The sequence below is a fragment of the Globicatella sanguinis genome, assembly GCF_002847845.2.
In the GTDB taxonomy this organism is placed as follows: domain Bacteria; phylum Bacillota; class Bacilli; order Lactobacillales; family Aerococcaceae; genus Globicatella; species Globicatella sanguinis.
The window spans coordinates 1,613,596-1,633,779 of sequence record NZ_CP126962.1; the positions used below are offsets into that span (position 1 = coordinate 1,613,596).

At 36.2% G+C, this 20,184-nt stretch carries 37 protein-coding genes; 36 read left to right on the top strand and 1 reads right to left on the bottom strand.

The genetic code is table 11. The features are described from left to right. The first annotated feature begins 62 nt into the window (after nt 1-62). The 35 genes from rpsJ (at nt 63) to CYJ72_RS07305 (ending at nt 18,361) form a co-directional block, all read left to right on the top strand. On the top strand, nt 63-371 hold the full coding sequence (gene rpsJ / locus CYJ72_RS07135; RefSeq protein ID WP_066124402.1) for a 30S ribosomal protein S10: 309 nt from the start codon (nt 63-65) through the stop codon (nt 369-371). Nucleotides 372-397: 26 nt separating this feature from the next. Beyond that, the gene (gene rplC / locus CYJ72_RS07140; RefSeq protein WP_066124400.1) at nt 398-1,033 is read left to right on the top strand and encodes a 50S ribosomal protein L3; all 636 of its coding nucleotides are present in this window, start codon (nt 398-400) and stop codon (nt 1,031-1,033) included. A 26-nt stretch (nt 1,034-1,059) separates the two neighbouring features. Next, complete coding sequence (rplD, locus tag CYJ72_RS07145; protein ID WP_066124398.1) at nt 1,060-1,683, top strand: 50S ribosomal protein L4; 624 nt, start codon at nt 1,060-1,062, stop codon at nt 1,681-1,683. Continuing rightward, complete coding sequence (locus tag CYJ72_RS07150) at nt 1,683-1,979, top strand: 50S ribosomal protein L23 (protein ID WP_066124396.1); 297 nt, start codon at nt 1,683-1,685, stop codon at nt 1,977-1,979. Before rplD ends, CYJ72_RS07150 begins: the two co-directional genes overlap by 1 nt. Before the next feature lie 36 nt (nt 1,980-2,015). After that, nucleotides 2,016-2,846: a 50S ribosomal protein L2 gene (gene rplB / locus CYJ72_RS07155; RefSeq protein WP_066124395.1), complete on the top strand. Its 831-nt coding sequence runs from the start codon at nt 2,016-2,018 to the stop codon at nt 2,844-2,846. A gap of 42 nt (nt 2,847-2,888) precedes the next feature. Further along, nucleotides 2,889-3,170 (top strand): 30S ribosomal protein S19, encoded by a 282-nt coding sequence (rpsS, locus tag CYJ72_RS07160; RefSeq protein ID WP_066124393.1) that lies wholly within the window; start codon nt 2,889-2,891, stop codon nt 3,168-3,170. A 16-nt stretch (nt 3,171-3,186) separates the two neighbouring features. Beyond that, nucleotides 3,187-3,543, top strand: a complete 357-nt coding sequence (gene rplV / locus CYJ72_RS07165) for a 50S ribosomal protein L22 (RefSeq protein ID WP_066124391.1) — start codon at nt 3,187-3,189, stop codon at nt 3,541-3,543. Between the two features lie 3 nt (nt 3,544-3,546). Further along, nucleotides 3,547-4,200 (top strand): 30S ribosomal protein S3, encoded by a 654-nt coding sequence (gene rpsC / locus CYJ72_RS07170; protein ID WP_066124388.1) that lies wholly within the window; start codon nt 3,547-3,549, stop codon nt 4,198-4,200. Nucleotides 4,201-4,203: 3 nt separating this feature from the next. Beyond that, entirely contained in the window at nt 4,204-4,638 is a 435-nt protein-coding gene (gene rplP / locus CYJ72_RS07175; RefSeq protein ID WP_066124386.1) for a 50S ribosomal protein L16, read from the top strand. Then, complete coding sequence (rpmC, locus tag CYJ72_RS07180) at nt 4,628-4,822, top strand: 50S ribosomal protein L29 (protein ID WP_066124384.1); 195 nt, start codon at nt 4,628-4,630, stop codon at nt 4,820-4,822. The genes rplP and rpmC overlap by 11 nt, the downstream gene beginning before the upstream one ends. Nucleotides 4,823-4,849: 27 nt before the next feature. Further along, nucleotides 4,850-5,116, top strand: coding sequence for a 30S ribosomal protein S17 (rpsQ, locus tag CYJ72_RS07185; protein WP_066124382.1), 267 nt, complete (start codon nt 4,850-4,852; stop codon nt 5,114-5,116). A 32-nt stretch (nt 5,117-5,148) separates the two neighbouring features. Beyond that, nucleotides 5,149-5,517 carry a 50S ribosomal protein L14 gene (gene rplN, locus CYJ72_RS07190; RefSeq protein WP_066124379.1) on the top strand — a complete coding sequence of 123 codons (369 nt, stop codon included), beginning with the start codon at nt 5,149-5,151 and terminating at the stop codon, nt 5,515-5,517. 26 nt (nt 5,518-5,543) lie between these two features. Further along, on the top strand, nt 5,544-5,846 hold the full coding sequence (gene rplX, locus CYJ72_RS07195; protein ID WP_066124377.1) for a 50S ribosomal protein L24: 303 nt from the start codon (nt 5,544-5,546) through the stop codon (nt 5,844-5,846). Between the two features lie 25 nt (nt 5,847-5,871). Then, the gene (gene rplE, locus CYJ72_RS07200) at nt 5,872-6,414 is read left to right on the top strand and encodes a 50S ribosomal protein L5 (protein ID WP_284628918.1); all 543 of its coding nucleotides are present in this window, start codon (nt 5,872-5,874) and stop codon (nt 6,412-6,414) included. 18 nt (nt 6,415-6,432) lie between these two features. Next, nucleotides 6,433-6,618 carry a type Z 30S ribosomal protein S14 gene (locus CYJ72_RS07205; RefSeq protein ID WP_066124372.1) on the top strand — a complete coding sequence of 62 codons (186 nt, stop codon included), beginning with the start codon at nt 6,433-6,435 and terminating at the stop codon, nt 6,616-6,618. Nucleotides 6,619-6,651: 33 nt separating this feature from the next. Beyond that, nucleotides 6,652-7,050 carry a 30S ribosomal protein S8 gene (rpsH, locus tag CYJ72_RS07210; RefSeq protein WP_066124370.1) on the top strand — a complete coding sequence of 133 codons (399 nt, stop codon included), beginning with the start codon at nt 6,652-6,654 and terminating at the stop codon, nt 7,048-7,050. A gap of 41 nt (nt 7,051-7,091) precedes the next feature. After that, complete coding sequence (rplF, locus tag CYJ72_RS07215; protein WP_066124368.1) at nt 7,092-7,628, top strand: 50S ribosomal protein L6; 537 nt, start codon at nt 7,092-7,094, stop codon at nt 7,626-7,628. A gap of 53 nt (nt 7,629-7,681) precedes the next feature. Next, a complete protein-coding gene (gene rplR / locus CYJ72_RS07220; protein WP_078755479.1) occupies nt 7,682-8,035 on the top strand; it encodes a 50S ribosomal protein L18 in 354 nt (117 codons plus the stop codon). Between the two features lie 20 nt (nt 8,036-8,055). Then, a complete protein-coding gene (rpsE, locus tag CYJ72_RS07225) occupies nt 8,056-8,559 on the top strand; it encodes a 30S ribosomal protein S5 (RefSeq protein ID WP_066124363.1) in 504 nt (167 codons plus the stop codon). A gap of 12 nt (nt 8,560-8,571) precedes the next feature. Further along, complete coding sequence (gene rpmD / locus CYJ72_RS07230; RefSeq protein WP_066124361.1) at nt 8,572-8,751, top strand: 50S ribosomal protein L30; 180 nt, start codon at nt 8,572-8,574, stop codon at nt 8,749-8,751. Nucleotides 8,752-8,783: 32 nt separating this feature from the next. Continuing rightward, nucleotides 8,784-9,224, top strand: a complete 441-nt coding sequence (gene rplO, locus CYJ72_RS07235; protein ID WP_066124358.1) for a 50S ribosomal protein L15 — start codon at nt 8,784-8,786, stop codon at nt 9,222-9,224. Nucleotide 9,225: 1 nt separating this feature from the next. Beyond that, on the top strand, nt 9,226-10,518 hold the full coding sequence (gene secY, locus CYJ72_RS07240; protein WP_284628927.1) for a preprotein translocase subunit SecY: 1,293 nt from the start codon (nt 9,226-9,228) through the stop codon (nt 10,516-10,518). A gap of 19 nt (nt 10,519-10,537) precedes the next feature. Then, nucleotides 10,538-11,188, top strand: coding sequence for an adenylate kinase (locus tag CYJ72_RS07245; protein ID WP_101813077.1), 651 nt, complete (start codon nt 10,538-10,540; stop codon nt 11,186-11,188). A 55-nt stretch (nt 11,189-11,243) separates the two neighbouring features. Then, nucleotides 11,244-11,462 (top strand): translation initiation factor IF-1, encoded by a 219-nt coding sequence (infA, locus tag CYJ72_RS07250; RefSeq protein ID WP_023391463.1) that lies wholly within the window; start codon nt 11,244-11,246, stop codon nt 11,460-11,462. A 33-nt stretch (nt 11,463-11,495) separates the two neighbouring features. Then, nucleotides 11,496-11,609, top strand: coding sequence for a 50S ribosomal protein L36 (rpmJ, locus tag CYJ72_RS07255; protein ID WP_022155406.1), 114 nt, complete (start codon nt 11,496-11,498; stop codon nt 11,607-11,609). A gap of 21 nt (nt 11,610-11,630) precedes the next feature. Beyond that, nucleotides 11,631-11,996 (top strand): 30S ribosomal protein S13, encoded by a 366-nt coding sequence (gene rpsM / locus CYJ72_RS07260; protein WP_066124353.1) that lies wholly within the window; start codon nt 11,631-11,633, stop codon nt 11,994-11,996. Between the two features lie 31 nt (nt 11,997-12,027). Beyond that, nucleotides 12,028-12,420: a 30S ribosomal protein S11 gene (rpsK, locus tag CYJ72_RS07265; protein WP_066124351.1), complete on the top strand. Its 393-nt coding sequence runs from the start codon at nt 12,028-12,030 to the stop codon at nt 12,418-12,420. An 80-nt stretch (nt 12,421-12,500) separates the two neighbouring features. Next, nucleotides 12,501-13,445 carry a DNA-directed RNA polymerase subunit alpha gene (locus tag CYJ72_RS07270; protein WP_066124350.1) on the top strand — a complete coding sequence of 315 codons (945 nt, stop codon included), beginning with the start codon at nt 12,501-12,503 and terminating at the stop codon, nt 13,443-13,445. 31 nt (nt 13,446-13,476) lie between these two features. Further along, nucleotides 13,477-13,857: a 50S ribosomal protein L17 gene (gene rplQ, locus CYJ72_RS07275; protein ID WP_066124348.1), complete on the top strand. Its 381-nt coding sequence runs from the start codon at nt 13,477-13,479 to the stop codon at nt 13,855-13,857. Between the two features lie 275 nt (nt 13,858-14,132). Next, a complete protein-coding gene (locus tag CYJ72_RS07280; RefSeq protein ID WP_284628938.1) occupies nt 14,133-14,972 on the top strand; it encodes an energy-coupling factor ABC transporter ATP-binding protein in 840 nt (279 codons plus the stop codon). Then, entirely contained in the window at nt 14,942-15,820 is an 879-nt protein-coding gene (locus CYJ72_RS07285; RefSeq protein WP_284628940.1) for an energy-coupling factor ABC transporter ATP-binding protein, read from the top strand. The genes CYJ72_RS07280 and CYJ72_RS07285 overlap by 31 nt, the downstream gene beginning before the upstream one ends. Then, nucleotides 15,813-16,616 (top strand): energy-coupling factor transporter transmembrane component T family protein, encoded by an 804-nt coding sequence (locus CYJ72_RS07290; protein ID WP_066124341.1) that lies wholly within the window; start codon nt 15,813-15,815, stop codon nt 16,614-16,616. Before CYJ72_RS07285 ends, CYJ72_RS07290 begins: the two co-directional genes overlap by 8 nt. A gap of 9 nt (nt 16,617-16,625) precedes the next feature. Beyond that, nucleotides 16,626-17,402 (top strand): tRNA pseudouridine(38-40) synthase TruA, encoded by a 777-nt coding sequence (gene truA / locus CYJ72_RS07295; protein WP_284628943.1) that lies wholly within the window; start codon nt 16,626-16,628, stop codon nt 17,400-17,402. Between the two features lie 126 nt (nt 17,403-17,528). Continuing rightward, on the top strand, nt 17,529-18,110 hold the full coding sequence (locus CYJ72_RS07300) for a xanthine phosphoribosyltransferase (RefSeq protein WP_066124337.1): 582 nt from the start codon (nt 17,529-17,531) through the stop codon (nt 18,108-18,110). 5 nt (nt 18,111-18,115) lie between these two features. After that, nucleotides 18,116-18,361, top strand: a complete 246-nt coding sequence (locus CYJ72_RS07305) for an LOG family protein (RefSeq protein WP_284628947.1) — start codon at nt 18,116-18,118, stop codon at nt 18,359-18,361. A 316-nt stretch (nt 18,362-18,677) separates the two neighbouring features. On the opposite strand, the gene CYJ72_RS07310 is transcribed toward CYJ72_RS07305, so the two are convergent. Next, nucleotides 18,678-19,640, bottom strand: coding sequence for an IS30 family transposase (locus CYJ72_RS07310; RefSeq protein WP_101975427.1), 963 nt, complete (start codon nt 19,638-19,640; stop codon nt 18,678-18,680). A gap of 93 nt (nt 19,641-19,733) precedes the next feature. Here CYJ72_RS07310 and CYJ72_RS07315 point away from each other — a divergent pair, with 93 nt between their 5' ends. Further along, nucleotides 19,734-20,069: an LOG family protein gene (locus CYJ72_RS07315; protein ID WP_284630886.1), complete on the top strand. Its 336-nt coding sequence runs from the start codon at nt 19,734-19,736 to the stop codon at nt 20,067-20,069. The last annotated feature ends 115 nt before the right edge of the window (nt 20,070-20,184 follow it).

Here is a 20,184-nt window from a genome sequence, read left to right on the forward strand (position 1 = left end):
GTTAGTCAGAAATTCTTGTGGAGCAAGTCATATTAATTAAATTTGACGAAGGAGGAAACAAAATGGCAAAACAAAAAATCCGTATTCGTTTAAAAGCTTATGAACATAGAGCTTTAGACGTATCAGCGAACAAAATCGTAGAATCAGCACAAAGAACAGGAGCGAAAACAGCTGGACCAATTCCATTACCAACTGAACGTTCTTTATATACTGTTATTCGTGCGACACATAAATACAAAGATTCTCGTGAGCAATTTGAAATGCGTACACACAAACGTTTAATCGACATTATTGAGCCAACTGCTAAAACAGTAGATGCTTTAATGAAATTAGACTTACCAAGTGGTGTGGATGTAGAAATTAAATTATAAAAATAAAATAAAACGGAGGTGTACTCATGACCAAAGGAATCTTAGGAACAAAAGTAGGAATGACTCAATTCTTCACTGAAAATGGTGAATTAATTCCAGTAACTGTTGTTGAAGCTGCTCCAAACGTAGTTTTACAAGTAAAAACAGTAGAAACTGACGGATACGAAGCTGTCCAATTAGGATATGGCGATTTACGTGAAGTATTAACAAACAAACCTGCTAAAGGTCATGTAGCAAAAGCAAATGCTACTCCTAAGCGCTTCATTCGCGAATTTCGTGATGTTGAGCTTGGAGAATATGAAGTAGGGCAAGAAATCACAGTAGAAACATTCGCGGTGGGTGACATCGTCGATGTAACAGGAACATCTAAAGGGAAAGGTTTCCAAGGTGTAATTAAACGTCACGGCCAAAGTCGTGGACCAATGGCACATGGTTCTCGTTTCCACCGTCGTCCTGGATCAATGGGTATGGCGTCAGATGCTTCTAAAGTATTTAAAGGTAAAAAATTACCTGGACAAACTGGTGGCGATCGTGTAACAATTCAAAACTTAGAAATTGTTTCAGTTGACGTTGAAAACAATGTTATCTTAATTAAAGGTAATGTTCCAGGAGCTAAAAAATCTTTAGTAGAAGTTAAACAAGCTATTAAATCAGTTAAATAATATCGAGGAAGGAGGAACGAGATAAAATGCCAAAAGTTACATTATTTAAACAAGATGGTTCTACAGCGGGAGAAATCGAATTAAACGAAGCTGTCTTCGGTATCGAACCAAACGAAGGAGTTATGTTCGATGCGGTTATCATGCAACGTGCATCATTACGTCAAGGAACACACGCTGTGAAAAATAGAAGTGCAGTGCGTGGTGGAGGACGTAAACCATGGAGACAAAAAGGGACTGGTCGTGCGCGCCAAGGTTCTATTCGCTCACCACAATGGGTTGGTGGAGGAACTGTATTTGGTCCAACACCTCGTTCATATAGTTATAAATTACCAAGAAAAGTTCGTCGTTTAGCTTTACAATCTGTGTTATCACAAAAAGTATTAGACGGCAAATTAATTGTAGTTGATTCATTACAATTTGACGCACCAAAAACAAAAGAGTTCAAACAATTCTTAAATAACATTAATGTTGATTCTAAAACTTTATTAGTTTTAGAAGGAGAAAACACTAATGCGTTTTATTCAGCTCGTAACATCAATACTGTTAAAGTCATTGACGACAATAACGTTAACGTATTAGATGTCATGAATTACGATACAGTAATTCTTACACAAGCTGCACTTTCTACAGTAGAGGAGGCTTTAGCATAATGCAATTATCAGAAGTGATTTTACGTCCAGTTATTACTGAGCAATCAATGCGCTTAATGGATGAAAATAAATATACTTTCGAAGTTGATCGCCGTGCAGACAAAACTTATATTAAACAAGCGGTTGAAGCAATGTTCGAAGGAGTTAAAGTTGCTAAAGTAAACACTGTTAATGTTGATGGTAAATTAAAACGTATGGGCCGCTACCAAGGCTTCACTCGTAAGTATAAAAAAGCTATCGTAACATTAACACCTGATTCAAAAACAATCGAATTATTTGGCTCAGAAGCTGAATAATAATTAGTAAATATAGTAAAATAGGAGGGCATTTAAGTGGCTATTAAACATTACAAACCAACCTCTAATGGTCGTCGTAATATGACAGGCTACGATTTCTCAGAAATCACAACTTCAAAACCAGAGAAATCTTTATTAACTAGTCAAAAACAAAAAGCTGGTCGTAACAGTCAAGGTAAAATCACTGTTCGTCACCACGGTGGCGGTAACAAACGTGCATACCGTGTTATTGACTTCAAGCGTAATAAAGACGGTGTTGTTGGTACAGTTGCAACAATCGAATACGATCCAAACCGTTCAGCAAACATCGCTTTAATCCATTATGAAGATGGAGTGAAGACTTATATTCTTGCTCCAAAAGGTCTTAAAGTAGGACAAAAAATCCAATCTGGAGACGATGCGGATATCGTAATCGGTAACGCTTTAACATTAGCAAACATTCCAGTAGGTACAGTTGTTCATAACATCGAATTAAAACCTGGTAAAGGTGGACAATTAATTCGTTCAGCTGGTACAAGCGCACAAGTATTAGGACATGAAGGAAAATATACTTTAGTTCGTTTAAATTCAGGTGAAGTACGTATGATTTTATCTACTTGTCGTGCAACAGTAGGTACAGTAGGAAATGAACAACACGAATTAATTAACATTGGTAAAGCAGGTCGTTCTCGTTGGTTATCTAAACGTCCAGAAGTACGTGGATCTGTAATGAACCCTAATGATCACCCACACGGTGGTGGTGAAGGTCGTGCGCCAATCGGTCGTCCAGCACCATTAACTCCTTGGGGTAAAAAAGCTCTTGGTATGAAAACTCGTGATGCTAAGAAAAAATCTAGCAAGTTAATCATTCGTGGTCGTAAAAAATAATAAATAGACAGTTTCGAAAAAATCGAAGGGAGGCTACACACTGTGAGTCGTAGTTTGAAAAAAGGACCTTTCGTTGATGCCCATTTAATGAAAAAAGTTGAAGAGCAAAACGAAAGCAGTAAAAAACAAGTAATCAAGACATGGTCTCGTCGTTCTACAATCTTCCCTAATTTTATTGGGTTAACTATTGCAGTATACGATGGACGCAAACATGTACCAGTGTATGTACAAGAAGATATGGTTGGTCATAAATTAGGCGAATTCGTACCAACACGTACATATAGAGGTCATGCTGCCGATGACAAAAAGACTAAGAAACGTTAATTAAGGAGGAACTAAGATGTCAGAACAAATTACATCTGCAAAAGCAATCGCAAAAACAGTTCGTATTGCGCCTCGTAAAGTTCGTTTAGTAGTCGATCTTATCAGAGGTAAAAAAATTGGAGAAGCAATGGCTATTTTAAAATATACCCCAAAATCAGCATCTCCTGTAGTTGAAAAAGTTTTAAAATCTGCAATCGCGAACGCTGAACATAATTATGATTTAGATTTAGAAAACTTATATGTAAGTGAAGCTTATGTAAACGAAGGACCAACTATGAAACGTTTCCGTCCTCGTGCAAAAGGATCAGCTTCACCAATTAACAAACGTACAAGCCACATTACAATCGTGGTATCAGAAAAAGAGGAGGCTTAATTAATGGGTCAAAAAGTACATCCAATTGGTATGCGTGTAGGCGTAATCCGTGATTGGGATGCTAAATGGTATGCAGATAAGCAATATGCAGACTTCTTACACGAAGATTTACGCATCCGCGAATTCTTATTAAGCAAATTATCAGAGGCCTCTGTATCAACTATCCAAATTGAACGCGCATCTAATCGTGTAGTTGTTTCAATTCATACTGCTAAACCAGGTATGGTTATCGGTAAAGGTGGTTCAGAAGTCGATGCAATTCGTGCTGAATTAAATAAATTAACAGGCAAAAAAGTTCACATTAACATTGTTGAAATTAAAAAACCTGAGTTAGATGCAAAATTAGTTGCAGAAGATATCGCAAAACAATTAGAAAACCGTGTTGCATTCCGTCGTGCACAAAAACAAGCAATCCAACGTGTTATGAAAGCTGGAGCACAAGGAGTTAAAACAATGGTTTCAGGACGTTTAAACGGAGCAGATATGGCCCGTACAGAAATGTATTCTGAAGGAACTGTTCCTTTACATACATTACGTTCAGATATCGACTATGCTTGGGAAGAAGCAGATACAACATATGGAAAATTAGGAGTTAAAGTATGGATTTGCCGTGGTGAAATCTTACCACAACGCAATTCTGAGAAAGGAGGGAACTAATCAATGTTAGTACCAAAACGTGTAAAACACCGTCGTGAGTTCCGTGGGAAAATGCGCGGAGAAGCAAAAGGTGGAAAAAATGTAGACTTTGGTCAATATGGATTACGTGCAACAGAATCTTCATGGATTACCAACCGTCAAATTGAAGCAGCACGTATCGCGATGACAAGATTTATGAAACGTGGTGGGAAAGTATGGATCAAAATCTTCCCTCACAAATCTTATACATCTAAACCTATCGGAGTTCGTATGGGTTCTGGTAAAGGGGCACCCGAAGGATGGGTTGCACCAGTTAAACGTGGCAAAATCTTATTTGAAATTGCTGGGGTAAGTGAAGAAGTTGCACGTGAAGCATTCCGTTTAGCGTCTCACAAATTACCTGTCAAAACAAAATTCGTAAAACGTGAAGAATATGGTGGTGAATCGAATGCAAATTAAAGAAATTAGAGAATTATCCACTGCTGAAATGGTAGCGAAAGAACAAGAATTCAAAAAAGAATTATTCAACCTTCGATTCCAATTAGCTACAGGACAATTAGAAAACACTGCCCGTTTACGTCAAGTACGTAAATCTATTGCTCGTATCAAAACAGTCTTGCGTGAGCAAGAGTTGTCTAAGTAACCACAGGCAAAAGGAGGCACATAAACAATGACTGAAACACGCAATCAACGTAAAGTATACCAAGGTCGTGTCGTATCTGACAAAATGGATAAAACCATCACAGTTCAAGTAGATACTCGTAAAACACACCCTAAATATGGTAAACGTGTAAAATACTCTAAAAAATATAAAGCACATGATGAATTAAACAGTGCAAAAGAAGGCGACATCGTACGTATCATGGAAACTCGTCCATTATCTGCTACGAAACGCTTCCGTTTATTAGAGATTGTTGAAGAAGCAGTAATCATCTAATATACAGTTAATCTGGAAGGAGGAAATCGAAAATGATTCAAACAGAAAGTCGATTAAAAGTTGCCGACAACTCAGGTGCACGTGAAGTTTTAACAATAAAAGTTTTAGGTGGATCTGGTCGTAAAACAGCTAATATCGGTGACGTAATTGTTGCGTCGGTAAAACATGCAACACCCGGTGGAGTTGTTAAGAAAGGTGACATTGTTAAAGCTGTAATCGTTCGTTCTAAATCAGGAGCACGTCGTAAAGATGGTTCTTATATCAAGTTTGACGAAAATGCTTGTGTAATTATTCGTGATGATAAGAGCCCTCGTGGTACTCGTATCTTTGGTCCAGTTGCACGTGAATTACGTGATAACAACTACATGAAGATTGTTTCACTAGCTCCAGAAGTTCTGTAATACTAAACGAAGGAGGAAACCAAATTATGCGTATCAAAACAGGCGATAAAGTTCAAATTATAACTGGTAAAGATAAAGGTAAACAAGGTACAGTATTAAAAACTTTACCAAAGAAAGATCAAGTTGTAGTTGAAGGCTTAAATCTTGCTAAAAAACATGTTAAACCATCACAGACTGGTACAGGCGGAATCGAAGAATTCCCAGCACCAATTCACGTATCTAATGTTAAATTAGTAGACTCTAAAGGAGAGGCTACTCGTGTTGGATACCGCTTCGAAGATGGTAAAAAAGTTCGTTATTCTAAAAAATCAAACGAAACAATTAACTAATCTAAGAAGGGAGGAAAAATAATTTATGGTAAATCGTTTAAAAACTAAATTTACTGAAGAAGTAACACCAAAATTAGTTGAACAATTTGGTTATACATCAGTAATGCAAGTTCCAAAAGTTGAAAAAATCGTTGTTAACATGGGTGTTGGTGACGCTGTTTCTAATGCTAAAAACTTAGAAAAAGCTGTTGACGAATTAACCTTATTAACAGGTCAAAAACCAATTGTTACAAAAGCGAAAAAATCTATCGCTGGTTTCCGTTTACGTGCAGGTATGCCGATTGGTGCAAAAGTTACTTTACGTGGCGAAAGAATGTATGACTTCTTAGATAAATTAATCACTGTTTCTTTACCTCGAGTACGTGACTTCCAAGGTATCTCAAATAAAGCCTTTGATGGTCGTGGAAACTATACTTTAGGTGTTAAAGAACAATTAATTTTCCCAGAAGTTAATTATGATAATGTAGATAAAGTGCGTGGTATGGATATTGTTATTGTAACTACCGCTCAAACAGATGAAGAAAGTCATGCTTTATTAAAAGAATTAGGCATGCCATTTAAAAAATAATTAAGGAGGCGAATTTAATTGGCTAAAACATCAATGGTTCAAAAGAACAAACGTACACCTAAGTTTAAAGTGCAAGAGTATACACGTTGCGAACGTTGTGGACGTCCACACTCAGTTTACCGTAAATTCAAACTTTGCCGTATTTGCTTCCGTGAACTTGCTTATAAAGGTCAAATTCCTGGCGTTAAAAAAGCTAGCTGGTAATTTTTAAAAGTTAATATAGGAGGTAAACAAATTATGGTTATGACAGATCCAATTGCAGATTTTTTAACCCGTATTCGTAATGCGAATCGTGTGGGTCATAAAACTGTTTCTGCTCCATCTTCAAACATGAAAGTTGCCATTGCTGAAATCTTAAAAAATGAAGGTTTTATCAAAGGATACGAAGTAATCGAAGATGGCAAACAAAACGAATTAAAAATCCAATTAAAATACGGTCGTAATAATGAAAAAGTTATTACAGGTATTAAACGTATTTCTAAACCAGGTTTACGTGTATATGCTAAAAATGAAGATTTACCTAAAGTATTAAATGGTTTAGGTATTGCTATCGTATCGACTTCAAACGGACTTGTAACAGACAAACAAGCTCGTAAAGAAGGTATCGGTGGCGAAGTATTAGCGTATGTTTGGTAATTTTAAAAAATTAATTATAAAATAAAAGGAGGTGCAGCCCTGTGAGTCGTATCGGTAATAAACCAGTAGCAATTCCAGCAGGCGTAACCGTTGAAGTAAAAGGTCATACAGTGACTGTAAAAGGTCCTAAAGGCGAATTAACTCGCGATTTAGTACCAAATATCCAAGTAGAAGTTAAAGAAAATGAAGTAGTTTTCACTCGTCCAAATGATTCAAAAACTAATCGTTCATTACACGGAACAACACGTTCTATCGTAAACAATATGATCGTTGGTGTTTCTGAAGGCTTCAAAAAAGAATTACAATTAATCGGTGTTGGGTACCGTGCTCAAAAATCTGGTAAGAAATTATCTTTAAACGTAGGTTTATCACATCCAGTTGAGTTCGAAGAATCTGAAGGTGTTGGATTCGAAGTACCAAACAATACAACGATTATTGTACAAGGATTCAATAAAGAAAAAGTTGGCGAATTAGCAGCCAACATTCGTGGCGTACGTCCACCTGAACCATATAAAGGTAAAGGTATCCGTTATGTTGACGAGTTTGTACGTCGTAAAGAAGGTAAAACAGGTAAATAATAAGCCTGTCTTACATATCATTTATTCATATATTTTAATAAGAGGTGAAAATTGTGATTACTAAACCAGATAAAAATAAGTTGCGTAAAAAACGCCACGCTCGTGTAAGAAACCGTATCTCTGGTACTGCTGAGTGCCCACGCTTGAATGTATTCCGTTCGAATACACACATCTACGCTCAATTAATTGATGACGTAGCGGGTGTGACGCTAGCAAGTGCCTCTAGTAATGAAGAATCAATTTCAGGAACTAAAGTAGAACAAGCTACTGCAGTTGGAAAATTAATTGCTGAACGCGGAGCAGAAAAAGGACTTAAAGCTGTCGTATTTGATCGTGGAGGATATATTTACCATGGTCGTGTTAAAGCTTTAGCTGAAGCTGCACGTGAAAACGGCTTAGAATTTTAAAAGAAGGAGGATATCGATTCATGGTATTTATTAATCCAGCTAACTTAGAAAATTTAGAAGAACGTTTAGTTACGATTAACCGTGTTACTAAAGTAGTAAAAGGTGGACGTCGTTTACGTTTCTCTGCATTAGTAGTTGTTGGTGACCGTAACGGACATGTAGGATTTGGTACTGGTAAAGCTCAAGAAGTTCCAGAAGCTATCCGTAAAGCTGTCGAAGATGCTAAAAAGAATTTAATCGAAGTTCCGACTGTTGGAACTACAATTCCTCACGAAGTTATTGGTGAATTCTGTGGTGGTAAAGTGTTATTAAAACCTGCTACTGCCGGTTCTGGGGTTGCTGCTGGTGGTCCAGTACGTGCCGTAATTGAATTAGCAGGGGTTGCCGATGTAACATCTAAATCATTGGGTTCTAATACACCTATTAACATGATCTCTGCAACTATTGAAGGATTAAAACAATTAAAAGTTGCAGAAGAAGTTGCCGCATTACGTGGGAAATCTGTTGAAGAAATATTAGGTTAGGAGGACAATTTAATGGCGAATATTGAAATTACATTAAAACGTAGCCTAATTGGACGTCCTAAAAATCATATCGCTACTGCAAAAGCATTAGGATTAACTAAAACTTATAAAACAGTTGTTAAACCTGACAATGAGGCAGTTCGTGGAATGATTAGTACAATTAGTCATTTAGTAGAAGTTAAAGAAGCTTAATTATATAATTTAAAATAAGGAGGTGCCCAAGAATGCAACTACATACATTACAACCTGTAGCTGGATCACGTAAAGAACGTAATCGTGTTGGTCGTGGACAAGGTTCTGGTAACGGTAAAACAGCTGGACGTGGTCAAAAAGGACAAAAACAACGTTCAGGTGGTGGGGTACGTTTAGGATTCGAAGGTGGACAACAACCATTATTCCGTCGTTTACCAAAACGTGGATTCACAAACATTAATCGTAAAGAATATGCGATTGTTAACGTTGAAACATTAAACCGCTTTGAAGATGGCACAACAGTAACACCAGCATTATTAATTGAATCAGGAATCATTAAGAATGAATTATCAGGTGTTAAAATTTTAGGTGAAGGACAACTGGAAAGAAAATTAACTGTACATGCAGCTAAATTCTCCAAAAGTGCAGAACAAGCAATCACTGCAGCTGGTGGATTTATCGAGGTGATCTAATATGTTTACAAACTTAAAAAATGCATTTGCGAGCAAAGAAATTCGTAGTAGAATTCTTTTCACGCTTTTCATTTTTGCAGTATTCAGATTAGGTTCTCATATTCCAGTTCCTGGTGTGGATGCTTCGGCCATTCAACAAATAGCGTCAACCGGAGTATTAGGTTTACTTAATACTTTTGGTGGAGGAGCGCTTAAACGTTATTCAATTTTCGCTTTAGGTGTCTCTCCTTATATCACTGCGTCAATTATTATTCAATTATTGCAAATGGATATTGTCCCGAAATTTACTGAATGGGCAAAACAAGGTGAAGTCGGTCGTCGTAAATTGAATCAAGCAACAACCTACACAGGAATTGTTCTTGGCTTTATTCAAGCCTTTGGTTTATCCGCTGGATTTAACCAATTATCTGGCTTGGGCCTAGTAAAAAATGCTACAATGACTACATATTTGACAATCGCTTTAGTTTTAACAGCTGGAACCATGTTTCTAGTGTGGTTAGGAGAACAAATAACTCGCAATGGTATTGGTAATGGGGTCTCAATGATTATTTTTGCCGGTATCGTAGCAGAGGTTCCACAACAGTTTATCTCTTATTTCCAAACTTATTTAAAAGGGGCAGGAAAAGAATTAAACCGTAACTTAATGTTATTAGGATTGTTAATTTTAGTCTTTATCATTTTAATTGTTATTGTAGTTATAATGGAACGTGCTCAATTACGTATTCCAATTCACTACTCAAAGAAAGCTTCAGGAGCTAAACAAACCGCACACTTACCATTAAAAATTAATTCTGCTGGGGTAATTCCAGTAATCTTTGCATCATCTGTTCTGACCACTCCGGCAACAATTATGAACTATCTAAATTTTGCCAATGATGGTGGATGGAAAGAAGTTGTCTATAATTTATTTAACTTACAACATGTATATGGAGCAATCTTCTATACGTTCTTATTAATTGTATTTTCGTATTTCTATTCATTAGTTCAAGTTAATCCTGAAAAAGTAGCTGAAAACTTACAAAAATCAGGTGGTTATATTCCAAGTATTCGTCCAGGACATGATACTGAAAATTACCTTACAAGAACAATCAATAGATTGAGTGGTTTAGGATCATTATACTTAACATTAATTGCTGTCTTACCAATTGTTGGTGGATTTTTATGGAACATTCCAAGTAATATTGCCTTAAGTGGAACAAGTTTACTTATCGTAGTGGGTGTTGCAATCGAAACAGCAAAACAAATTGAAGGTCGAATGGCTAAACGTCGTTACACTGGATTTTTACAATTATAAAAAAGGGTGCATAAAATCAATGAATATTTTATTAATGGGTTTACCAGGTGCTGGTAAAGGAACTCAAAGTGAATATATTTCTCGAGACTATGATATGATTCATATTGCAACAGGAGATATATTCCGTGAAGCAATTAAAAATGAAACCCCATTGGGTTTAAAAGCAAAATCATATACAGATCATGGAAATTTAGTTCCAGATGATATTACAAATGCTATTGTTCGTGAAAGATTAACTCAATCTGATGTAACCAAAAATGGTTTCATGTTAGATGGTTATCCAAGAACAAGTGCTCAAGCAGAAGCTTTAGATACTAACTTAGAAGAATTAAATACTCAAATCGATGCCGTCATCTATATCGATGTGGATCAAGAAGTATTAAAAGATCGTTTGAGTGGTAGAATCATTTGCCGTAAATGCGGTGCTACATATCATAAGCTATATAATCCGCCTAAAGAAGCAGGTATCTGTGATCAATGTGGTTCAACAGATTTCTATCAAAGAGAAGATGACAAACCTGAAAAGGTTGCTCATCGTATAAATCTCCAAATGGAATCAATTCGACCAATACTTGATTATTATAACCAACGTGGAATTTTATATACCATTAACGGTGCTCAAGCTATTGAAGATGTTTATCGTGAAGTTCGTACTATTTTAGAAAAATAGAGAGTTTGTTATAATAATTATCAGTATCAATTAAAGGTAAGAGGAGGAAGTATGAATGGCTAAAGATGATGTAATTGAAGTTGAAGGTACAGTCATTGAAACTTTACCGAATGCAATGTTTAAGGTTGAATTAGAGAATGGGCATGAAATTCTAGCCCACGTTTCAGGTAAAATTCGTATGAACTACATCCGAATCTTACCGGGGGATAAAGTTACGATTGAACTTTCTCCATATGATTTGACACGTGGTCGAATTACATACCGCTTTAAATAACCATTAGGTTAAAATTTAAGGAGGGAAATTAATATGAAAGTAAGAGCATCAGTAAAACCAATTTGTGAAAAATGTAAAGTTATCAAACGTAATGGAAAAGTTATGGTAATTTGCGAAAATCCAAAACACAAACAACGTCAAGGTTAAGAAAAGGAGGTATACTTAAATATGGCTCGTATTGCAGGAGTAGATATTCCGCGTGAAAAACGTGTAGTTATTTCTTTAACTTATATTTATGGTATTGGAAAAAATACTGCAGAGAAAATTTTAGCTGAAGCGAATGTTTCAGTTGATACTCGTGTTAAAGATTTAACAAACGATGAATTAGATCGTATCCGTGCTATAGTTGACGGAATTAAAGTCGAAGGAGATTTACGTCGTGAAGTTTCTTTAAACATCAAACGTTTACAAGAGATTGGTTCATACCGTGGTTTCCGTCATCGTCGTAATTTACCAGTTCGTGGACAAAACACCAAAAATAATGCACGTACTCGTAAAGGACCTAAGAAAATGGTCACAGGAAAAAGTAACTAATAAAATTTAGTAAGAAGGAGGTAAATAGTTCATGGCAAAGAAACAACAAGTTCGTCGCCGTCGTCGTGTGAGAAAAAATATTGAAAAAGGTGTAGCACACATCCGTTCAACATTTAACAACACTATTGTAATGATTACTGACGTTAATGGTAATGCAATTTCTTGGTCTTCAGCTGGGTCATTAGGATTCCGTGGTTCAAGAAAATCTACTCCATTCGCAGCTCAAATGGCATCAGAAGTAGCAGCTAAAGGAGCTATGGAACATGGTATGAAGACAGTTGAAGTAACTGTTAAAGGCCCAGGTGCTGGTCGTGAATCAGCGATTCGTTCATTACAAGCTACTGGATTAGATGTTACTGCTATTCGTGATGTAACACCAATTCCTCATAACGGTTGCCGTCCTCCAAAACGCCGCCGTGTATAATGAGTTAGCTCATTAAGCTACATGTAATGCTACGATTTATCATTACAATTTGAACGTTTTGAAAGGGGATATATTAACCAATGATCGAGATTGAAAAGCCAGAAATTAGAACGATTGAAGTCAGTGACGATTCCAAATTTGGTAAGATCGTGATTGAGCCACTAGAACGTGGATATGGAACTACCCTTGGGAACTCATTACGTCGTATTTTGTTATCTTCGTTACCAGGAGCTGCTGTTACAAGCATCCAAATTGATGGAGTATTACATGAGTTTGCTACCGTTAATGGCGTTGTAGAAGACGTCCCAACGATGATTCTTCACTTAAAACAGTTAGCATTAAAACTACATTCAGACGAACCAAAAATTGTTGAATTGAATGTTGTGGGCCCTAAAACTGTTACAGCTGCTGATATTATCCATGATAATGAAGTGCAAATTTTAAACCCAGATTTATATATTTGTACTTTAGCTGAAGGTGCCGAATTAAACATGCAAATCAATGTATCGACTGGACGTGGATATGTTCGTGGAGAACATAATAAACGTGAAGATATGCCAATTGGAGTATTGCCAATTGATTCAATTTACACACCAATTCAAAAAGTGAATTATCAAGTTGAAAATACTCGTATTGGACAAAAAAATATCTATGATAAATTAACGATGGATATTTGGACCGATGGTTCAATTAGTCCTGAAAAATCATTAAGTCTTGCTGCGAAAATTTTAACTGAGCATTTAAATATCTTTGTTAACTTAAATGATGAAGCACGCCAAACTGAAATCATGGTTGAAAAAGAAGAAGCTGAGAAAGAAAAAATGTTAGTCATGACGATTGAAGAATTAGATTTATCTGTTCGTTCATATAATTGTTTAAAACGTGCAGGAATTAATACAATTCAAGAGTTAACTAACAAGACAGAAGCTGAAATGATTAAAGTTCGTAATTTAGGACGTAAATCATTAGAAGAAGTAAAACAAAAACTTGAGAATTTAGATTTAAGTCTACGTCAAGATGACTAGAATTTTGATAATGTAAAGGAGGAGACCAAGTATGGCATACCGTAAATTAGGACGTAAAAGTGCTCAACGTAAAGCTTTATTACGTGATTTAACTACAGATGTTTTAATTAACGAACGTATCGAAACAACTGAAGCACGTGCTAAAGAAGTTCGTAAATTTGTTGATAAAATGATTACTTTAGCTAAACGTGGTGATTTAGCATCTCGTCGTCAAGCAGCTGCTTTCTTACGTAATGAAATTGCAGACGCACGTATTGAAGATGAAGAAGTAGTGGTTGAACGCGTATTACAACGTTTATTCGACACATATGCTACTCGCTATGAAGATCGTAATGGTGGTTACACACGCATCCTTAAAAAAGGACCTCGTCGTGGAGATGGCGCACCAGTTGTTATTTTAGAATTAGTTTAATAACAAGCTTTATGTAGATAACTTTTATGATGGGGAGCGTTATGATTGATGAATCATTCATTGGTCTAGCTCTGTAGCACATAATACAAATGTATTATATATGGCTAGGATAAATTTTCCTAGCCGAGTGCTATTCATCGTAAAAGCTTTTTTTTTGCGGATTTTTCCGCATTTTTTTTACCTTTTTCTGATAAAAAAGTCCAAAATTCCCTAAGGATAATCATTCTATGATATAATAGGCATTATGAAAATGACAAAGTAAAGGAGCAACAAATATGACAGAAAAGGCTATCGAAGTAAAAGATTTAACTTTTCGATATTTTGAAAGTGAACAACTCGCTCTAAACAATGTTTCTTTATCTATCAATAAAAATGAATGGGTAGCTATCATTGGACCAAATGGTTCAGGGAAATCTACACTTGCTAAAGTAATTAATGGATTGTTAGTTCCTGAAGCTGGGGAAGTTTATATCAATTCGCTTTTATTAAACGAAGAATCAGTTTGGGATATTAGAAGATTAGTAGGAATGGTATTTCAAAATCCAGATAATCAATTTGTTGGGGCAACTGTTGAAGATGATGTTGCATTCGGGCTAGAAAATCATGGAGTAGAACGTGATGAAATGATTGCACGTATCGAAGAGGCTTTAGAACAAGTTCGAATGACAGAGTATAAAAAAAGCGAACCTGCTCGCCTTTCAGGTGGACAAAAACAAAGAGTCGCCATTGCAGGAGTATTAGCTTTAAGACCAGAGGTTATTATATTAGATGAAGCGACAGCAATGTTAGATCCTGTAGGTCGCAAAGAAGTCATTGAAGCAGTGAAAGCTATTAAAGAGAAATATAATTTAACGGTAATTTCGATAACGCATGATATCGATGAGGCAAGTAATGCCGATCGTATTATTGTTATGAACCAAGGAAAACTAGTTCGTCAAGATGATCCATATAATATTTTTATTTTAGGTGATGAGCTTATCAAAATGGGCTTAGATATTCCTTTTGCTCAAAAAATTCATATGGAGTTAGAACGAAGAGGAATTGAAGTGCCAAAAGAGTATTTATCAGAAGAGGAGTTATTTGAATGGCTAACAACATCGTATTTGACCAAGTAAGTTATACCTATAATGCTAATACGCCATTTGAATACAAGGCATTACACAATATTAGTTTAGAAATTCCAGCCAATAAAATTACGGCTATTGTTGGACATACAGGTTCTGGAAAGTCTACCTTATTGCAACATTTGAATGTTCTAGTTAGACCAACAGAAGGGGCAGTGACAGTTGCAGGTGAACGAGTAACAGCTGATTCGAAACATCAATCATTAAAAGCCTTACGTAAAAAAGTGGGTGTTGTTTTTCAATTTCCGGAAGCACAACTTTTTGAGGAGACCGTCTTAAAGGACGTGATGTTCGGTCCCTTAAATTTTGGTGCTACAGAGGCAGAAGCTGAGTCGATTGCTCGTGAAAAATTGGCATTAGTCGGTTTAAATGAAAATTTATTTGATCGCTCGCCATTCGATTTGTCTGGAGGACAAATGCGTCGTGTTGCCATTGCGGGTGTGCTAGCATTAGAGCCGGAAATTCTGGTGTTAGATGAACCGACCGCAGGACTAGATCCACAAGGGCATTTCGATATGCTCGAGATGTTTGTTAGTTTGCAAAAAGAACAGTCTTTAACCATGGTGATGGTCACGCATCATATGGAAGATGTTGTAAAATATGCTGAGCATGTGATTGTTTTAAATAAGGGGCATGTCATTCGTCAAGGAACGCCAAGAGAAATATTTGAAGATGAAGCTTGGTTAGATGAATTTCAATTGGGGTTGCCTCAAACTTTGTCGTTTATTAAAAAAATTGAGGAACATTTAGGGGTTGATTATGAGGTTCATCCTTTAAGTGTGGAGGAATTAGTGGATGTTTTAATTAAGATGAAGGAGGCGGAGAATAAAGATGCTTGATAAATTATTATTAGGGAGATATATTCAATCCGATTCCTGGATTCATCGTTTAGATCCTAGAACGAAACTTTTAGGAAGTTTTTATTTTATTGCCATTATTTTCCTGGCCAACAATATTTGGGGCTACTTATTGTTATTATTGTTTACATTATTAACCATATCGTTAACTGGGATTAAATTATCCGTTTTTATTAATGGGGTAAAACCAATGTTGTGGATTATTGTATTTACAGTAATATTTCAAATGATTTTTACAACTGGTGGAGAAGTTTATTTCAAATGGGGACCTTTCACGGTCACCTCTTTGGGCTTATTAAATTCGTTTTATATCTTTATGCGTCTAGTGCTCATTATTATGATGTCGACGATTTTGACTTTAACGACGGCACCGCTTGAATTGACCGACGGTATTGAGCATTTGTTAAGACCTTTATCCCGCTTTGGTTTTCCATCACATGAGATTGCGCTTATGTTATCGATTGCTTTAAGATATGTGCCTACTTTAATTGATGAAGCTCAAAAAATTATGAATGCTCAACGATCAAGAGGGGTAGAATTTGATCAAGGTGGATTTGTCGATCGCATGAAGGCGATTATACCTATTTTGGTTCCACTATTTGTTTCTGCATTTAATCGTGCAGAGGAAATGGCGATTGCGATGGAAGCGAGAGGATATCGTGGTGGTGAAGGTCGAACGAAATTCCGTCATTTAGAGTATACGCGTAATGATCTGATTGCAGTATTGGCATTTATCGTGGTTACTGCGCTATTATTCTTGATTAGAATTTATCTATAGGGGATTAGCATGCCGAAATATATCATTAAAATTCAATATGATGGGACCGGTTATGCTGGTTATCAAATTCAGCCGAATGGCAATACGATTCAAGAGGAATTAGAAAAAGCGTTGAGATTAATGGCGAAATTGCCGAAGGGAGAGCATATTCCTACATCTAGCGCTGGTCGAACAGATGCTGGCGTACATGCACTTGGACAAGTCGTTTCTTTCGATTATCCAGCTAATATCGCACCTGATGCGCTCATCCGGGCATTGAATAGTATTTTAGACGATTCTATTCGTGTGATTGATGCCAGTCAGGTGGCAGAAGACTTTCATGTTCGCTATATGGCAACGGCGAAAGAATATTGTTATCGCGTAGATATTAATCGTTTCCCCGATCCATTTAAACGCCTGTACACCACTCACCATCCCTATCGATTTAATTTAGATGTGATGCAAGAAGCAATTCGAACAATTGTCGGAAAACATGACTTTACGAGTTTTTGTTCAACTAAAACAGATAAAGAATATAAAGTTAGAACGATTTATGAAGCGGAAGTAAATTTAGATACAAAGCAAAATGAACTGGTTTTTCGCTTTTACGGAGATGGCTTCTTATATAATATGATTCGTATTTTAGTGGGCACCTTATTACAAATTGGTGATGGTTTGAAACCGGTAGACGAATTACAAAGATTACTTTCAGTTAAAGATCGAAATCAAGCAGGACCGACAGCTCCACCACAAGGACTCTATATGATGCGAGTAGAGTATCAAGAGGATCCATTTAAGAGGCAATGATAATCAGAACTTTGAATTTTGAAGAGGACGAACGTTCCTCTTTTTTTATATTAAAAATTTTGAAAAATGATAGCAACTTTGATAAGGTTCGGTATAATAGATATGTTAAAAAATGGAGGGTTATTAATGAGTTATTTAAAAGAACGCATCTTAAAAGATGGCATTATTTTACCAAATAATGTAATTAAAGTGGATTCGTTTATGAATCATCAAATCGATCCGGAAATCATGCAAGAAATTGCGATTGATTTCTATTATCATTTTCGTCAAGAAGGTATCACCAAAGTACTAACAATTGAAGCTTCTGGTATTGCACCGGCTATTATTACGGCTGCACACTTTAAAGTTCCAATGTTATTCGCAAAAAAAACACAGCCATCAACATTAGGAAATAAAGATTTTTATGAGACCAATGTTTATAGCTATACCAAAAATGTGACCAATCGTGTCATCATCTCAAAAAAATATATTAACGAAAATGATCGCGTATTGATTATTGATGATTTCCTTGCGAATGGCGAAGCAGCGCTTGGTTTAGTTGATTTAGTAGAGCAAGCGGGGGCCCAAGTAGCTGGCGTTGGTATTTGTATCGAAAAATCATTCCAAAATGGACGTCAAAAATTAATGGATAAAGGTTTAGAGGTCTTTTCAGTTTGTCGTATCGGCTCTTTAGAAGATCAACAAATTGAATTTTTGGAAGGAAATTAATCGCGATGAATATTACAGTGTACTGTGGCTCTAATTTTGGTAATCAGTCAATTTATGAAGAATTTGCTCGTGACTTGGGGCGTTTTATTGCCATGCATCAACATCAATTAATTTATGGTGGAGGCAATAAAGGATTGATGGGAGTACTAGCGAATAGCGTTATCAACACTGGTGGTCGAGCAATCGGAATCATGCCCAGTTTTCTAATTTTTGATTGTCAAATTAAGCTAGAATTTTTACCTAACACATAATACGTTTGCTTTTTGTTTAATTGATAATTAAAATGCTTGTTCGAAAGTTCAAGTATAAATTATCCACTAACTTTAAGGTTTCCACAAAGTCAGATTTGTGGCAAGTGTAGTGAGTCAAATTGATGCATTAAATCGTTAGAGCTTTACTTGGATGCTCCGGTATGATACTCGCGAATAGCGAGTTGGGGAAAGGGTTTGGGTAGGAGACCCAAAAAGCATCCCCAAATCATCATGCCGGGCTAGGCACCAAGTCAAGCTCTAACAATCAGGTGCCTTACGCAATGGATTCACTGTCTTAACAAACACATTGTGTGCATTAGAAAGCATCTATCCATCCAAGTTCCTTACAACAATCGATAAAAACTTCAATTGGCGTTCGATAACCTAATGATTTTCGTGGAATTTCATTGCGGAAATGAGCTGTTTGGCTGAGTATTTCCTGCGATATATCGGTAAAATCCATCCCCTTAGATAACCCATCTCTTCGAAGTAGTCCATTAGAGTGTTCATTTAAGCCGCGTTGTGACGGACAACCGGGATCAGCAAAGTAAATATTGATGTCATTGACATTTGAAATGGCTTGCCAATCAGAAAATTCTTTTCCACAATCAAACGTAATGGATTTAAATAAATTTCTCGGTAAATAAGCAAACCAGTTATCACAAGCGATTCGCACATCACTTGCTTTGCGACTGTTAATTTTTATCGGGATGATGAGTTTACTGATTCTTTCGACCAGTGTTAGGACTGCACTCTTATGGTCTTTTCCGACAATCGTGTCACCTTCTAGATGTCCAAATTCTTTCTCATATTGTGGATTTTCTTTTTGACGATCTTCGATGGTGCGTCTAAAGTGTTGTTTACCTCTTTTTTCCTGATACCCATTAGGTTTTCTCTTACCTTTCATCGGTAAAGTTGAGGGATCAAAGAGTTCCGAGTCTTTAAAACGACGATAAAGTGTTCGAGCTGTACATCCTAATGGGAGTTCATTCCGACCAATGATGACGTCAGGAGACCACCCCTGGTCCACTTTTTTCTTAATATATGTGATTTGTTTAGTGTTAAAGACCTTCTTTTTGGCACCACAGCGTGATTTATTCTCTTTATATTGATCGTAGTATTCCTGAATATTACCACTATTTTTAAGAAAATTAACGACGTTATAAATGGTTTGGATGGCCCGATTTAATTTTTTAGCGATATCCGTTACTTTTTTACCGCTATCGTAATAATTTTCTATCCAAATCAATTCTTTCATGGTAAGATGTGTATAAGCCATTTGTATGTACTCCTTCCTTAGCATGTGATTTTATGTTTAGGATACCATACAAATGGCCTATTTATTTTTCTAGCTTAATTTTACTATCCAAGAATCAATAAAGAAGTAGCCAATATTAATTTGACCGAATTTATTGAAGTAGACACCATGTCTGAAAGAAAAATAAAGATGATTGAATTAGGAGAAGCTTTCGTTGCTTTACCGGGAGGACCTGGCACACTTGAAGAAATTACCGAGGTCATCAGTTTAATTCGTTTAAACCTTATTAACAAAGAGTGCTATTTAATGAATATTCATGGTTACTACAATCATTTAGAAATATTTTTTGATACGATGGTTAAGGAAGGGTTCATGACCGTTGAAGAACGGCAAAAGATTCATTTTGTTGAGAGTATTGGTGAATTAGAACTGTTAATTGAAAAACATTAATAAAGAGGGACTTAATCATGAGTCGAAGTAACAAACGAGCACAAGTTAAATACTTTTGCTAGGGTTACTAAGACTGTGTTGGTTAAGTCCATTTTTGATTTTAGCGATTATAATG

Bases quoted from the DNA above. Each gene is read 5' to 3' on its own strand.
- rplE (WP_284628918.1), top strand. From the start codon at position 5,872: ATGGTAAATCGTTTAAAAACTAAATTTACTGAAGAAGTAACACCAAAA.
- rplD (WP_066124398.1), top strand. From the start codon at position 1,060: ATGCCAAAAGTTACATTATTTAAACAAGATGGTTCTACAGCGGGAGAA.
- CYJ72_RS07150 (WP_066124396.1), top strand. From the start codon at position 1,683: ATGCAATTATCAGAAGTGATTTTACGTCCAGTTATTACTGAGCAATCA.
- rpsJ (WP_066124402.1), top strand. From the start codon at position 63: ATGGCAAAACAAAAAATCCGTATTCGTTTAAAAGCTTATGAACATAGA.
- rpmJ (WP_022155406.1), top strand. From the start codon at position 11,496: ATGAAAGTAAGAGCATCAGTAAAACCAATTTGTGAAAAATGTAAAGTT.
- rplQ (WP_066124348.1), top strand. From the start codon at position 13,477: ATGGCATACCGTAAATTAGGACGTAAAAGTGCTCAACGTAAAGCTTTA.
- rpmC (WP_066124384.1), top strand. From the start codon at position 4,628: ATGCAAATTAAAGAAATTAGAGAATTATCCACTGCTGAAATGGTAGCG.
- CYJ72_RS07310 (WP_101975427.1), bottom strand. From the start codon at position 19,640: ATGGCTTATACACATCTTACCATGAAAGAATTGATTTGGATAGAAAAT.
- CYJ72_RS07285 (WP_284628940.1), top strand. From the start codon at position 14,942: ATGGCTAACAACATCGTATTTGACCAAGTAAGTTATACCTATAATGCT.
- CYJ72_RS07270 (WP_066124350.1), top strand. From the start codon at position 12,501: ATGATCGAGATTGAAAAGCCAGAAATTAGAACGATTGAAGTCAGTGAC.
- truA (WP_284628943.1), top strand. From the start codon at position 16,626: ATGCCGAAATATATCATTAAAATTCAATATGATGGGACCGGTTATGCT.
- rplV (WP_066124391.1), top strand. From the start codon at position 3,187: ATGTCAGAACAAATTACATCTGCAAAAGCAATCGCAAAAACAGTTCGT.
- CYJ72_RS07280 (WP_284628938.1), top strand. From the start codon at position 14,133: ATGACAGAAAAGGCTATCGAAGTAAAAGATTTAACTTTTCGATATTTT.
- rpsC (WP_066124388.1), top strand. From the start codon at position 3,547: ATGGGTCAAAAAGTACATCCAATTGGTATGCGTGTAGGCGTAATCCGT.
- rpsM (WP_066124353.1), top strand. From the start codon at position 11,631: ATGGCTCGTATTGCAGGAGTAGATATTCCGCGTGAAAAACGTGTAGTT.
- CYJ72_RS07300 (WP_066124337.1), top strand. From the start codon at position 17,529: ATGAGTTATTTAAAAGAACGCATCTTAAAAGATGGCATTATTTTACCA.
- rplP (WP_066124386.1), top strand. From the start codon at position 4,204: ATGTTAGTACCAAAACGTGTAAAACACCGTCGTGAGTTCCGTGGGAAA.
- secY (WP_284628927.1), top strand. From the start codon at position 9,226: ATGTTTACAAACTTAAAAAATGCATTTGCGAGCAAAGAAATTCGTAGT.
- rpsE (WP_066124363.1), top strand. From the start codon at position 8,056: ATGGTATTTATTAATCCAGCTAACTTAGAAAATTTAGAAGAACGTTTA.
- CYJ72_RS07245 (WP_101813077.1), top strand. From the start codon at position 10,538: ATGAATATTTTATTAATGGGTTTACCAGGTGCTGGTAAAGGAACTCAA.
- rpsK (WP_066124351.1), top strand. From the start codon at position 12,028: ATGGCAAAGAAACAACAAGTTCGTCGCCGTCGTCGTGTGAGAAAAAAT.
- infA (WP_023391463.1), top strand. From the start codon at position 11,244: ATGGCTAAAGATGATGTAATTGAAGTTGAAGGTACAGTCATTGAAACT.
- CYJ72_RS07290 (WP_066124341.1), top strand. From the start codon at position 15,813: ATGCTTGATAAATTATTATTAGGGAGATATATTCAATCCGATTCCTGG.
- rplX (WP_066124377.1), top strand. From the start codon at position 5,544: ATGCGTATCAAAACAGGCGATAAAGTTCAAATTATAACTGGTAAAGAT.
- rpmD (WP_066124361.1), top strand. From the start codon at position 8,572: ATGGCGAATATTGAAATTACATTAAAACGTAGCCTAATTGGACGTCCT.
- rpsH (WP_066124370.1), top strand. From the start codon at position 6,652: ATGGTTATGACAGATCCAATTGCAGATTTTTTAACCCGTATTCGTAAT.
- rplN (WP_066124379.1), top strand. From the start codon at position 5,149: ATGATTCAAACAGAAAGTCGATTAAAAGTTGCCGACAACTCAGGTGCA.
- rplO (WP_066124358.1), top strand. From the start codon at position 8,784: ATGCAACTACATACATTACAACCTGTAGCTGGATCACGTAAAGAACGT.
- rplC (WP_066124400.1), top strand. From the start codon at position 398: ATGACCAAAGGAATCTTAGGAACAAAAGTAGGAATGACTCAATTCTTC.
- rpsQ (WP_066124382.1), top strand. From the start codon at position 4,850: ATGACTGAAACACGCAATCAACGTAAAGTATACCAAGGTCGTGTCGTA.
- CYJ72_RS07305 (WP_284628947.1), top strand. From the start codon at position 18,116: ATGAATATTACAGTGTACTGTGGCTCTAATTTTGGTAATCAGTCAATT.